Raw genomic sequence first — 12,683 nt, forward strand, 5'->3', positions numbered from 1 at the left:
GTAGTCAAGTTTGACTAGATGGGGAGGCTCAGTGGCCGACGCGGCGATCACCGTCGAAGGCGCGGAGAAGACGTACGGCGACAAGAAGGCGCTGAATGCGCTCGACCTCACGGTCGCGCGCGGCACGGTGCACGGGGTGCTCGGCCCGAACGGCGCGGGCAAGACCACCCTTGTGAGGGTCCTGTCCACCCTGCTGCGGCCCGACGCGGGCCGGGTCGAGGTGGCCGGGCACGACGTGGTGCGCGAGGCGTACGCCGTGCGGCTGCGCATCGGCCTGCTCGGCCAGCACGCCGCGCTCGACGAGGAACTCGGCGGCCGGCAGAACCTGGAGTTGTTCGGCCGGCTGCACCACCTGGGCGCCCGGCGGGCACGCGCGCGTGCCGGTGAACTGCTGGAGCGCTTCGGCCTGGCCGACACCGGCCGCAAGGCGGTCCGGCAGTACAGCGGAGGCATGCGGCGCCGCCTCGACCTGGCCGCGTCCCTGATCACCGAGCCGCAGGTGCTCTTCCTGGACGAGCCCACCACCGGCCTCGACCCGCGCGGCCGCGCCGAGGTGTGGTCCTCCGTCCGCTCTCTGGTCGGCGGCGGTACGACGGTCCTGCTCACCACCCAGTACCTGGAGGAGGCCGACCAGCTCGCCGACCGCATCTCGGTCGTCGACGCCGGCCGGGTCATCGCCGAGGGCACGGCGGACGAGCTGAAGGCCGAGGCCGGCGGCGACCGCATCGACGTGGTCCTGCGAAAGGCGGCCCAACTGGGCGAGGCGGTCGCCCTGTTGCCGCTCACCGGAGTCACCGTCGACACCGACCGCCGACTGCTGAGCGCCCCGGTGACCGACCGCATGGAGGCGCTCTCCGGGGTCGTACGGGCCCTCCACGAGGCCGGCATCGAGGCGGAGGACGTCGCCCTGCGCCGCCCGACGCTGGACGAGGTGTTCCTGCACCTCACCGGAGACGACCGCCGAGTGAAGGAGACCGTGTGACCGCCCATGCCCTGGCCGACTCCTGGACCATGACCCGCCGCGAACTCGCCCGCTGGGGACGGCAGCCGGTGCAGCTGGTCGTCAACCTGGTCTTCCCGGTGATGCTGCTGCTGATGTTCGGCTACCTCATCGGCGGCGGCCGGGGGGTGAGCGGTGAGTACCGCGACTACCTGATCCCCGGCATGCTCGCGCTCACCATGGCCTTCGGCCTGGAGGGCACGCTGCTCGCCGTCACGCAGGACCTGAACAAGGGCGTGATCGACCGCTTCCGCTCGATGCCCATGGCCAACGGGGCGGTGCTGGTGGGCCGTTCGGCCGCCGACATGCTCCAGTCGGCGATGGCCCTGGTCGTGCTCATCGGCGTGGGCGTCGCCCTCGGCTGGCGGCCCGGCGGCGGCCCGGAGGCCCTCCTCGCAGCCGTGGGCCTGCTGCTGCTGTTCCGGTTCGCCATGCTGTGGATCGGCATCCACCTGGCCCTGGTGGCGGGCAAGCCCGAGCTGGTCCAGGCCGTGCAGATCCTGGTCTGGCCGGTCGGCTTCCTCTCCAACGCGCTCGCCACGCCCGGCTCCATGCCCGGCTGGCTGGGCGCGGTCGTCGAATGGAACCCGATGTCCCACACGGCCACGGCCGTACGGGACCTGTTCACCGTACCCGGCACGGAGTCCGGCCACGCATGGCCGGCGATCATCTGGCCCCTGGCCCTGCTGACGGTGTTCTTCCCCCTGGCGGTACGGCGATTCGGCCGCCTGAGCCGCTAGTTCCGGTGGGCCGGGGTGTGGGCAGCCAGGCGTCCGGCCCGGGCGGGCGACGTACTCGCGGCTGAGCCGTTGGCTCGGGCAGGTGGGTATGGGCGGTTGAGCCGTCGGCGCCGGTCGGCGGGGGACGGGGTCCGGCCCGTCGGGCCCGGAAGGCGGGGGCCCATGGCTGAGTCGCGGTGGCCTTGGCAGGCGGGGTACGCATTGCGGAGCCGTCGGCCCGAGCAGGCGGTGCGGGCCGACGGGCCCGGCAGGCGAAGTACTCGCAGTTGAGCCGTTGGCTCCGGCAGGTGCGGGACGGTCGGCTGAGCCGCTGGTCCGGGCCGGCGGGGGTGAGTGGTCGGGCCCCGCCCCGGGCAGGCGACGTACCGGCGGTCCGCCCGCCTGCTCCGGCAGGCAAAGCACCGCGGCCGACGGCCGCCCCGGGCAGGGGGAAGCACCTGTGGCCGATCGCGGCCCCGGGCAGGCGGAGCATCCGTGGCCGATCGCCGCCTCGGGCAGGGGAAGCCCCCCCCGCAGCCGACGGCCGTCCCGGGCAGGGGAAGCACCTGTGGCCGATCGCGGCCCCGGGCAGGCGGAGCATCCGTGGCCGATCGCCGCCCCGGGCAGGCGAAGCCCCGCAGCCAGACCATTAGTGGTGGAAGCTCGTCGCCGCGCCCTTGTCCTCCGTCAGTGGGCGCGGCTGCCGGCGCAGGTCCGGCAGCAGCCGTTCCAGGTCCTGCGCGAGCAGCTCCGCGAGGTCGGCGGAGAAGCCGTTGCGGCACACCACCCGCAGCACGGACAAGTCCTCCCGGTTCGGCGGGAAGGTGTACGCGGGCACCAGCCAGCCGTTCTCGCGCAGCCGCCGGGACACGTCGAAGACGTCGTACGCCGTCACGTCGGGCGCGGTCGTGAAGGCGAACACCGGCAGTTCGTCGCCCCGGGTCAGCAGCCGGAAGTCGCCGAGCGCCTCGACCCGCCCGGCCAGCCCCGTGGCCACATCCCGCGCGGCCTGCTGGACGGCCCGGTAGCCGTCCCGGCCCAGCCGCAGGAACGTGTAGTACTGCGCCACGACCTGCGCGCCCGGCCGGGAGAAGTTCAGCGCGAACGTCGGCATGTCGCCGCCCAGGTAGTTCACCCGGAACACCAGCTCCTCCGGCAGCGCTTCCGCGTCCCGCCACAGCGCCCAGCCGACGCCCGGGTAGACCAGCCCGTACTTGTGCCCCGAGGTGTTGATCGACGCCACCCTCGGCAGCCGGAAGTCCCACACCAGGTCCTCGTCGAGGAAGGGCGCGACCATGGCACCTGACGCCCCGTCGACGTGCACGGGGATGTCGAGCCCGGTCCGCTCCCGCAACGCGTCCAGCGCCGCGCACAGGTCGGCGACCGGCTCGTAGGACCCGTCGAAGGTCGAGCCGAGGATGCCGACGACGCCGATGGTGTTCTCGTCGCACAGCTCGGCCGCGGCCTGCGGGTCGAGGTGGAACCGCTCGCCCTCCATGGGCACCAGCCGGGCCTCCACCTCCCAGAAATTGCAGAACTTCTCCCAGCAGACCTGCACGTTGACGCCCATGACCAGGTTGGGCCGCGCCCCGGGGTAGCGGTCGGCGTTGCGCTTCGCCCAGCGCCGCTTCAGCGCCATCCCGGCGAGCATGCACGCCTCGCTCGACCCGGTCGTCGAACACCCCACGGCGGTCGCCGGGTCGGGCGCGTTCCACAGGTCGGCGAGCATCGCCACGCAGCGCCGCTCCAGCTCGGCGGTGCGCGGGTACTCGTCCTTGTCGATCATGTTCTTGTCCCGGCACTCCGCCATCAGCACCCCGGCCTCCGGCTCCATCCACGTGGTGACGAAGGTGGCGAGGTTCAGCCGGGCGTTGCCGTCGAGCATCAGCTCGTCGCGCACCAGCTGGTGGGCGGTCGACGGCGCCATGGGCTGGTCCGGGAGCCGGTGGGTGGGCGGGGCCTCGGCCATGTCGCCGAGCGGGTTGGCGGGGCCGTAGAAGGGGTTGACGGACATGCGGCGTCCGGCGGCCCGGTGGGGACCTTCGTGGAGCGGCATGGTGCCTCCAGGGGTGGTTTCGGAGAAGGGAGGGAGAGGGAGGGAGAGAGCGTCAGCGGACGGGCGTGCCGTCCGCGCGCAGCTGCATCTGCGGCCGGCCCGTCACCAGCAGCCAGGCCGGCAGCGAGGCGATGCAGAGCACGGCGATGATCCCCGGCGAGGCGACCAGCACCGCGGCGACGAACAGGCTCACCCAGCCCTGCCGGGTGATGGCCAGCAGCAGTCCGAGCACGGCGGCGGAGACCCCGATCGAAGGGTGCACTCCGGACACCAGGGCGTGGGCGCCCAGGCCGAGGGCGGTGCCGACGAACACCGCCGGGAAGATGCGCCCGCCCCGGAAGCCGCAGGACGCGGCGACCAGCAGCGCGGCCAGTTTCACGACCGTCAGCAGGGCGTACTCCCCGGCCGACCGGCTGTCCGGGTCCCGGGCGAGCTCGGCGATCTCGTCGAGCCCCTTGAACAGCGTCAGATGGCCGCCCAGGGCCGCGAGGGCGCCCAGCACGAGGCCGCCCGCCGGGAGCATCAGCATCGGGTGGCGCAGCCGGCGGAAGGCGCCGTGGACGTAGGGGAAGGCCCGCACGGTGGCCATGCCGAGCAGGGCGGCCACCGAGGCGACCACGACCGCCGCGAGCAGGTCGCTCCAGCCCGGCCGGCCGAACGAGGGCAGGTTCAGGTCGAAGCTCGGATGGTCGATGAGGGTGGCGGTCAGGGCACCGGCCGTGCCGGCGGTCAGCGGGGCGAAGACGTTGTCCCACAGCAGCCCGCGGGTCTCGCGAACGGCCAGCGCCTCGGAGATCACCAGGGCCGCCGCGACGGGCGTGCCGAACAGGGCGCCGATCGTCGCCGCCTCGGCGAGCGCCGGCCAGACCCGGCCCGGCGCCCGTGGCACGAGACGGGCGCCCAGCCAGGCCGCCAGGGCGACGTTCACGGTGATGACGGGGTTCTCGGGGCCGAGGCTGGGCCCGCCGGCCAGCATCAGCATGGTCACCAGCACCAGCCCCGGCAGCACGACGGGCGGCAGCACGGGGGCGTCGAGCCCCAGGGTCGCCGGATCCGGTCCGGCGTGCCCCGGCGCCTTCCACACCACGAGCCCGACCGCGATCCCCGTCGCGAAGAGCATCGCGAACATCCATGCGATGGAGTACCTGCCGATCCCCAGCGCGTCGGGCAGCGGCCCCCAGAGCACGTCCTGGAGCTGCTCGGCGGCGAGTTCGACCCCCACGAGGACCAGGCTGGACATGATCCCCACGGCGAGAGCGGGAAGGATCGTCGGCAGGAGCGTGCGGGCGGGAGTCGCAGGGGTGACGGAGGGCGCCTGCTGCGCGGGATCCTGGACCACGCGCACACCATAAACGCCTCAAAGTGGACATATCGCAAACACGCTTGCACCTCACGTGGCGTGAGGCCCGACCGTGGAGCACGGAAGAAGAAGGGAGCGGAAGTGAACTACTCCGTGGGACAGGTCGCGGGCTTCGCCGGCGTCACGGTGCGCACGCTGCACCACTACGACGACATCGGCCTGCTCGTCCCGAGCGAACGCAGCCACGCGGGTCACCGGCGCTACAGCGACACCGACCTCGACCGGCTGCAGCAGATCCTGTTCTACCGGCAGCTCGGCTTTCCGCTCGACGAGGTCGCCGCCCTGCTCGACGACCCGGACGCGGACCCGCGCGCACACCTGCGCCGGCAGCACGAACTGCTGACCGCCCGGATCGAGAAGCTGCGGAAGATGGCGGCGGCCGTGGAGCACGCCATGGAGGCACGCAAGATGGGACTCAACCTCACGCCCGAGGAGAAGTTCGAGGTCTTCGGGGGCAAGGACCCGGAGCAGTACGCCGAGGAAGTGGAGGAGCGCTGGGGCGGCACCGACGAGTACGCCGAATCGCAGCGCCGCACGGCGAGGTACACCAAGGAGGACTGGAAGCGCATCCAGGCCGAGGCCGCCGACTGGGGCGAGCGCTACGGCGCCCTGATGTCGGCGCAGGAGCCGCCCTCCGGCGAGGCGGCCATGGCCCTGGCGGAGGAGCACCGGCAGCACATCTGCACGTGGTTCTACGAGTGCTCCTACGAGATCCACCGCTGCCTGGGGGAGATGTACGTCTCCGATGAGCGGTTCAAGGCGTTCTACGACGCGATGCGCCCCGGTCTCGCCGAGCACCTGAGGGACGCGATCGCGGCCAACGCGGCACGTCACACCTCCTGATCCCTGACCCGGGAGTGCCTCACTCCCGGGTCAGGACCACCGCCGTGCCGTACGCGCACACCTCGGTGCCCACGTCCGCCGCCTCCGTCACGTCGAAACGGAACGCCACGACGCCGTTGGCGCCACGCGTGCGTGCCTGTTCGATGAGTCGTTCCATGGCCTGGTTACGGGTCTGCACGAGCGTCTTGGTGAGCCCGCGCAGCTCGCCGCCGACCATCGACTTCAGCCCGGCGCCGATCTGGCTCCCGACGTGGCGGGAGCGCACGGTCAGGCCGAAGACCTCGCCGATCACCTCGCGCACGTGGTAGCCGGGTACGTCGTTCGTGGTGACGACGAGGACCTCGGGCTCCGGGCCCTGACCGCCGCCGTATTCATCGATGCCCATGGTTCACAGCTTTGACCGGGACCGCGCACAGTGCATCCTGAGTACGCCCATGGAACCTGGGTCGTGACGGCTGCGTTGATACTTTGGGGCAGCCAGCCCCAGCCCGTACCCCACAGCAGCAGGAGCCACATCCCCGTGACCACGCTTGCGCTCGGCCCCGAGTGGCTCAGCCCGGACTACCTGATCTCGACGTTCAGTCTCCCCGGCATCCTGCTCATCGTCTTCGCGGAGTCCGGTCTCTTCGCCTTCCTGCCGGGTGACTCCCTGCTGTTCACGGCGGGCCTCTTCGTGGCCGAGGGCACCTACATCACCCAGCCGCTGTGGCTGGTCTGCACGCTGATCGTGCTCGCCGCCGTCATCGGCGACCAAGTGGGCTACATGATCGGCAAGTTCCTGGGCCCGAAGCTCTTCAACCGTCCCAACTCCAAGCTCTTCAAGCAGGAGAACCTGGACAAGGCCCACGAGTTCATGGAGAAGTACGGCCCCAAGGCGATCGTCCTGGCCCGCTTCGTCCCGATCGTGCGCACCTTCGCCCCCATCGTGGCGGGCGCCGGCCGCATGAAGTACCGCACGTTCCTCACGTACAACATCATCGGCGGCATCGCCTGGGGCACCGGCGTCACCCTCGCGGGTTACTGGCTGGGCCAGATCGACTTCATCAAGAAGAACGTCGAGTCGATCCTCATCCTGATCGTCCTGCTCTCCGTCGTCCCGATCATCATCGAGTACCTGCGCGACCGCTCGAAGAAGAAGCGCGCGGCGGCGCAGGTCCCCGCGGAGCGGCAGCAGCAGCCCCCCACCATGGACGACGCGACGACCCAGCTCCGCCGCATCGCCCCGGACGACCAGCCGCCCCACCAGCAGCCGCAGCCCCCGTACGGCAACCAGAACGGCTACGACGACCAGCAGTACTACGGCCAGTACCCGCAGAGCCCGGGCTACGGCCAGCAGCAGCCCTACGGCACCCCGCAGCAGCCCTACGGCACCCAGCAGGGCCCCTACAACAACGGCTACTGAGCCGGCCTTCCCGCAGGGGCGGGGCGGCACGGTAAAGCCCCCGCAGTCCCACGACCGCCAAGCGGACCCCTAGAAACCCCGGGTCCGCTTGGCGGCCCGCCGCTTCTCCGCGGACCCGATCCGCAGGAACATGCGGGAGATCTCCGACCCGAGATTCACCCCGATGGCGATGGCCATGGCGAGCGCCACCGCCTTCGACAGCGACACCAGCCCCTCGTCGATCTCGCTCTGCGCGATCGCCAGCAGCCCGAAGTACGTCGCGGAACCCGGCAGCAGGGGCCCGATCGCCGCGGTCGTGTAGGGCAGGGCGGACGCGAACTGGTACCGCGACAGCAACTGCCCGAACAGCCCCACCAGTCCCGCTGCCGCCGCCGTGGACGCCACCGGCGAGATCTCCCCCACGTAGTGCATCGCGCCGTACACCACCCACGCGACACCGCCGTTCAGCGTCACCCACAGCACGGTGGATCGTTCCTGCTGAAGCAGCACCGCGAACGCCAGGGACAGCAGCATCGACGCGCCGATCATCACCAGCGGGTCGTCGGAGGCCCCGAGCGCCTGGTCGGGGGTGAGCCGCGCCCCCAGCTGCACACCGAAGTACAGCACCAGCAGCACACCCGCGACGATGCCCACGAAGAAGTACAGAACCTCCAGCAGCCGCGCGGACGCGGTGATGTAGAAGCCCGTCAGCCCGTCCTGCACACCCGCCACCAGTGCCCGCCCGGGCAGCAGTGCGAACAGCCCACCGGTGATGACCGCGGAGGCCTTCACGTCCACGTGGCCCAGCGTCAGCGCGACCCCGATCGCGGCCGGCGGCATCGCGGCCACCGTGAACTGGTAGAACTCCGGCAGTCCGCGCCCCGCGCACAGCCACGCCAGCCGGTCACCGAGCATCGCGCCCAGCGCCGCGGCGACGAACACGGTCAGGCCGCCGCCCACGAGCACGGAGGCCGCACCGGCCAGCAGCCCGCTCGCACCGGTCAGCACCCAGCCGGAGTAGGGGTGCCGGTTGCGGCGGATCTCCGCCAGCCGCCGGTAGGCCTCCTCCAGCGAGACCGCCGTCTCGTCGTCACTGAGGTCGTCCACCAGCTGGTACACGGCCGCCAGCCGCGTGTAGTCGGTGCCCCGGCGGCGCACGGTCCGCGACGCCGTGACCGGATCCTCGACGAGGGACGGCTGGTAGGAGATCGCCAGCAGCGTGAAGGTGACGTTGGGCTCGCAGCGGTCCAGCCCGTACGACCGGCAGACGGCGAACATCGCCGCCTCCACGTCCTCGGCACCCTCACCGCCCGCCAGCAGCAACTCGCCGATACGCAACGTCAGGTCGAGCACGCGCGGCACCGCCGGCCCGCTCTCGTCGCCGCCGCGCTGGATCGCCTCCGGCGCCGGCCGCTCCGCCACCGGCATGCGCAGCATCGTGCGCATCCGGTCCTGCCAGGGCACGTCCTTGGTCAGGCTGACCACGGGGATCCCGCTCGGCGGTGTGAAAGCCGTCGGGGGGTGCTTCGCGCTGTAGGTGCTCGGCGGGGTGAACGCCGACCCCTCCTGCTCCACCGGGGGCGTCGCCTGGACGTCCAGCCCCTGCGGCAGGGCGAACTCGGACGTCGTCTCGGACTCCGCACCGGCCGCTCTGTGCAGGGCCAGGCCTTCGGGGATCGCGAACTCCGACGTCGTCGACATGTCACCGTCGACGCCGGTCCCGGCCGGAGGCAGAAACGCGCTCCGCGCCTCGTCCGACTTCGGTTTGCGGTCCTCCGCGTCCGTCACTGCCTGGCGCTCCCTGTACGACACGTCAGCCTCGTACCCCCCACAGCCTCAGTATGTGCACAGACGGACGAACGGGCCGCACGCGTACGCGTGCGGCCCATCGGCAACAGCAGTGGAGGTCAGTGACCGCCCTGGTCCTTGAAACGCTTGTAGGACCGCTCGATCTCGGCCTCGGCGTCGGTGCGGCCCACCCAGTCGGCGCCCTCGACCGACTTGCCGGGCTCCAGGTCCTTGTAGACCTCGAAGAAGTGCTGGATCTCCAGACGGTCGAACTCCGACACGTGGTGGATGTCCCGCAGGTGCTCCACGCGCGGGTCCGTCGACGGCACGCACAGCAGCTTGTCGTCGCCGCCCGCCTCGTCCGTCATGCGGAACATGCCGATCGCCCGGCAGCGGATCAGGCAGCCCGGGAACGTCGGCTCGTCGAGGATGACCAGCGCGTCCAGCGGGTCGCCGTCCTCGCCGAGGGTGTTCTCGACGAAACCGTAGTCGGTCGGGTAGGCGGTCGAGGTGAAGAGTCGCCGGTCCAGGCGGATACGACCGGTCTCGTGGTCCACCTCGTACTTGTTGCGCGAACCCTTCGGAATCTCGATCGTGACGTCGAACTCCACCGGTGGCTCCTCCATGATCAACACATAGTTCTGGTGGTTAAGTGTCCCTCACGCAGGTGTGTGATCGCGAAAGGGGCTGGTGGTCGTGCCAGAGCTGAGGCCTTGGCGGGCCGCGAAACCGTACGTGGTGCGGCTCGCGGATGCCGTACGACCGCGCCTGGCCCGGGCCGCAGCAGCCACGAAACCACGGCTCGCGCGGCTCGCACGAGCCGGAAAACCGCAGGTCGCGATGGGTACGCGGCCGAAGACCTGGCAGTACACCGCGGGCGCCGCCACCGCCGGACTCGCACTGACCGCCGGTGTGGTGACCGCAGCCGGTCCCTGGGACTCCTCGGGTCAGCGTACGGCCGAGCGGGACCGGGCCGTGGCCCTGGGCCGCCCGGGTGGCACAGATCACGGCAGCGCCCCCGGCGCGCCCGGCCGGCCCCGCCCCGCCCCCAGCGCCGGACCGGTGCTGACCGGCCTCGGCGGCGTCAGCACCGTCAAGTCCGCCCCGGACGGCAAGGCCCTCACGGACGCCCTCACGCCCCTGCTGAAGGACCCCGCCCTCGGCCCCCGGCCCGCCGCCGCGGTCATCGACGTGACCACCGGCCGGCGCCTGTTCGGCAAGGCCTCCGACGCCGCGCTCACCCCCGCCTCCACGACGAAGGTCGCCACCGCCGTCGCCGCGCTGTCCGCGATGGGCGCCGACCACCGCCTCACCACCCGCGCCGCGCTCGAACCCGACACGAAGGAAGTCGTCCTGGTCGGCGGCGGCGACCCCACGCTCACCGCCCGCAAGAGCACCGACGGCGCGGCGAGCCTGCGCACCCTGGCCGCCGGGACGGCCGCCGCCCTCGCCGACCGGGGCGTGCGCGAGGTGACCCTCTCCTACGACACGACCCGCTACGCGGGCGACGAAATGCACCCGATCGGGGTCGACGGCAATCTCGCCCGCGTCACTCCCCTGATGGCCGACGAGGGCCGCACCAACGACTCGGTCAGCGGCCCGGCCCAGCGCGTGACGGACCCGGCCGCGGACGCTGCCCGCCGGTTCGGGGAGTTCCTGAAGTCCCACGGCATCAAGACCACGGCCCCCGGCCCGTCCAAGGCCACGACCCGCGCCAAGACCCTCGCGGCGGTCTCCTCGCCCCCGCTCTCCGCCGTCGTCGAACGCATGCTGACCAACAGCGACAACGACATCGCCGAGGCCCTCGCCCGCCAGACGGCCATCGCCACGGGCAACCGGGCCGACTTCGCCGGCGCGGGCAAGGCCATCAGCTCCCAGCTGCGCAAACTCGGCCTCCCCGTGAAGGGCGCCGCCTTCAAGGACGGCAGCGGCCTGAACCGCGCCGACCGGCTGACCCCCGACCTCCTCACCGCCCTGCTCGCCAAGGCCGCCGACCCCTCCCACCCCGAGCTCCGCCCGGCCCTCACCGGCCTCCCCGTCGCCGGCTTCACCGGCACCCTGACCACCCGTTACACGGACGGAGCATCCGGCGTCGTCCGCGCCAAGACCGGCACCCTCTCGGGCGTCCACACCCTCGCGGGCACCCTCGTCGACGAGGACGGCCGCCTGCTCGCCTTCGCGTTCATGGCCACGGACACGGACCCCGGCGGACCGGCCCTGACCCAGCAGGCTCTGGACCGCATCGCGAGCGCGCTGGCGGCGTGCGGCTGCAGGTGACGGCCACCCACGCCGCGCCCCACCATCAACCCCCGGCCCTCGCCGCCCTGCCCCAGCGGTCGGCGCTCACGTACGGTTGACGCATGACGAGCATCGGTGGTGCTTCAACCGGCATGGTCGACTGGAATCTCGCGGTCGCGACCGCGACCCGGCTCGTACGGCCGGGCCCTGAGGTCAGTCGCGACGAGGCCCGGGCCGTCGTCGCGGAGCTGCGCCGGCATGCCAAGGCCTCGGAGGAACACGTCCGCGGATTCACCCGACTGGGCACCGAGGAGGGGCACGACACCCCCGTCCTCGTCGTCGACCGCCCGGGCTGGATCCGGGCGAACGTCGCCGGGTTCCGGGAACTCCTCAAGCCCCTGCTCGACAAGATGCAGGAAAGGCGCGGCGACACCCCCGGCGGCTCGGTCATGAGCGCCGTCGGCGGCAAGGTCACCGGCGTCGAACTCGGCATGCTGCTGTCCTTCCTGGCCTCGCGCGTCCTCGGCCAGTACGAGACCTTCGCCCCGGCCACCCGCGAACTCCCCTCCGGCGCGAACGGCGGCGGCCGGCTCCTCCTCGTCGCCCCGAACATCGTCCACGTCGAGCGCGAACTCGACGTGGACCCCCACGACTTCAGGCTCTGGGTGTGCCTGCACGAGGAGACGCACCGTACCCAGTTCACCGCCGTGCCCTGGCTGCGGGACCACCTGGAGGGTGAAATCCAGTCCTTCCTCCAGGAGACCGACGTCGACCCCATGACCGTCCTGGAACGCGTCCGGGAAGCCGCCCAGACCCTCGCCGGAGGCCGCCCCGAGGCCGAGGAGGACGACGGCGGGCGCTCACTCGTCGAGATCGTCCAGACCCCCGCCCAGCGCGAGATCCTCGGCCGCCTCACGGCCGTGATGTCCCTGCTGGAGGGCCACGCCGACTTCGTGATGGACGGCGTCGGCCCGGCCGTCGTACCGACCGTCGGGGAGATCCGCGAGAAGTTCCAGCAGCGCCGCGCCAAGGGCGCCTCCCGCCTGGACCTGGCCCTGCGCAAGCTGCTCGGCCTGGACGCCAAGCTCCGCCAGTACCGGGACGGCGAACGCTTCGTGCGGGCCGTCGTCGACGAGGTCGGCATGGACGGCTTCAACCGCGTGTGGACCTCGCCCAACACCCTCCCCACCAAGTCGGAGATCGCCAAACCGGCGGACTGGGTCGCGCGGATGCACCCCAGGGCCGAGTAGTGAACATCGCGGGAAGGTCGTGAAAGGAAACCGGCCGACGGCAGGCGA

The 12,683-nt window shown here is 71.8% G+C and carries 11 protein-coding genes; 6 read left to right on the forward strand and 5 right to left on the reverse strand.

Annotated elements, in window-relative coordinates; translation table 11 throughout:
• Positions 1-31 precede the first annotated feature (31 nt).
• A complete protein-coding gene (locus tag A4E84_RS22620; RefSeq protein ID WP_062928334.1) occupies positions 32-982 on the forward strand; it encodes an ATP-binding cassette domain-containing protein in 951 nt (316 codons plus the stop codon).
• Positions 979-1,740 carry an ABC transporter permease gene (locus A4E84_RS22625; RefSeq protein WP_062928335.1) on the forward strand — a complete coding sequence of 254 codons (762 nt, stop codon included), beginning with the start codon at positions 979-981 and terminating at the stop codon, positions 1,738-1,740. Before A4E84_RS22620 ends, A4E84_RS22625 begins: the two co-directional genes overlap by 4 nt.
• Before the next feature lie 628 nt (positions 1,741-2,368).
• On the opposite strand, the gene A4E84_RS22630 is transcribed toward A4E84_RS22625, so the two are convergent.
• Both A4E84_RS22630 and A4E84_RS22635 read right to left on the reverse strand, forming a co-directional pair.
• Positions 2,369-3,775 carry a glutamate decarboxylase gene (locus tag A4E84_RS22630; RefSeq protein WP_062928336.1) on the reverse strand — a complete coding sequence of 469 codons (1,407 nt, stop codon included), beginning with the start codon at positions 3,773-3,775 and terminating at the stop codon, positions 2,369-2,371.
• 52 nt (positions 3,776-3,827) lie between these two features.
• Positions 3,828-5,114, reverse strand: a complete 1,287-nt coding sequence (locus tag A4E84_RS22635) for an ion channel protein (RefSeq protein ID WP_062928337.1) — start codon at positions 5,112-5,114, stop codon at positions 3,828-3,830.
• 102 nt (positions 5,115-5,216) lie between these two features.
• On the opposite strand from A4E84_RS22635, the gene A4E84_RS22640 reads away from it, so the two are divergent.
• On the forward strand, positions 5,217-5,978 hold the full coding sequence (locus A4E84_RS22640; protein ID WP_062928338.1) for a MerR family transcriptional regulator: 762 nt from the start codon (positions 5,217-5,219) through the stop codon (positions 5,976-5,978).
• Between the two features lie 19 nt (positions 5,979-5,997).
• Here the strand turns inward: A4E84_RS22640 and A4E84_RS22645 are convergent, their stop codons facing one another.
• A complete protein-coding gene (locus A4E84_RS22645; protein WP_062928339.1) occupies positions 5,998-6,363 on the reverse strand; it encodes a YbjQ family protein in 366 nt (121 codons plus the stop codon).
• A 135-nt stretch (positions 6,364-6,498) separates the two neighbouring features.
• On the opposite strand from A4E84_RS22645, the gene A4E84_RS22650 reads away from it, so the two are divergent.
• On the forward strand, positions 6,499-7,380 hold the full coding sequence (locus tag A4E84_RS22650) for a DedA family protein (protein ID WP_062928340.1): 882 nt from the start codon (positions 6,499-6,501) through the stop codon (positions 7,378-7,380).
• Positions 7,381-7,449: 69 nt separating this feature from the next.
• Here the strand turns inward: A4E84_RS22650 and A4E84_RS22655 are convergent, their stop codons facing one another.
• Both A4E84_RS22655 and A4E84_RS22660 read right to left on the reverse strand, forming a co-directional pair.
• Positions 7,450-9,147, reverse strand: a complete 1,698-nt coding sequence (locus A4E84_RS22655; RefSeq protein WP_062928341.1) for a threonine/serine exporter family protein — start codon at positions 9,145-9,147, stop codon at positions 7,450-7,452.
• Positions 9,148-9,266: 119 nt separating this feature from the next.
• Entirely contained in the window at positions 9,267-9,758 is a 492-nt protein-coding gene (locus tag A4E84_RS22660) for an inorganic diphosphatase (RefSeq protein WP_007452023.1), read from the reverse strand.
• 79 nt (positions 9,759-9,837) lie between these two features.
• On the opposite strand from A4E84_RS22660, the gene dacB reads away from it, so the two are divergent.
• Both dacB and A4E84_RS22670 read left to right on the forward strand, forming a co-directional pair.
• Complete coding sequence (gene dacB, locus A4E84_RS22665) at positions 9,838-11,424, forward strand: D-alanyl-D-alanine carboxypeptidase/D-alanyl-D-alanine endopeptidase (RefSeq protein ID WP_062928342.1); 1,587 nt, start codon at positions 9,838-9,840, stop codon at positions 11,422-11,424.
• 83 nt (positions 11,425-11,507) lie between these two features.
• Entirely contained in the window at positions 11,508-12,635 is a 1,128-nt protein-coding gene (locus A4E84_RS22670; protein ID WP_062928343.1) for a zinc-dependent metalloprotease, read from the forward strand.
• Positions 12,636-12,683: the final 48 nt, after the last annotated feature.

The sequence above is a fragment of the Streptomyces qaidamensis genome, from assembly GCF_001611795.1.
GTDB lineage: Bacteria > Actinomycetota > Actinomycetes > Streptomycetales > Streptomycetaceae > Streptomyces > Streptomyces qaidamensis.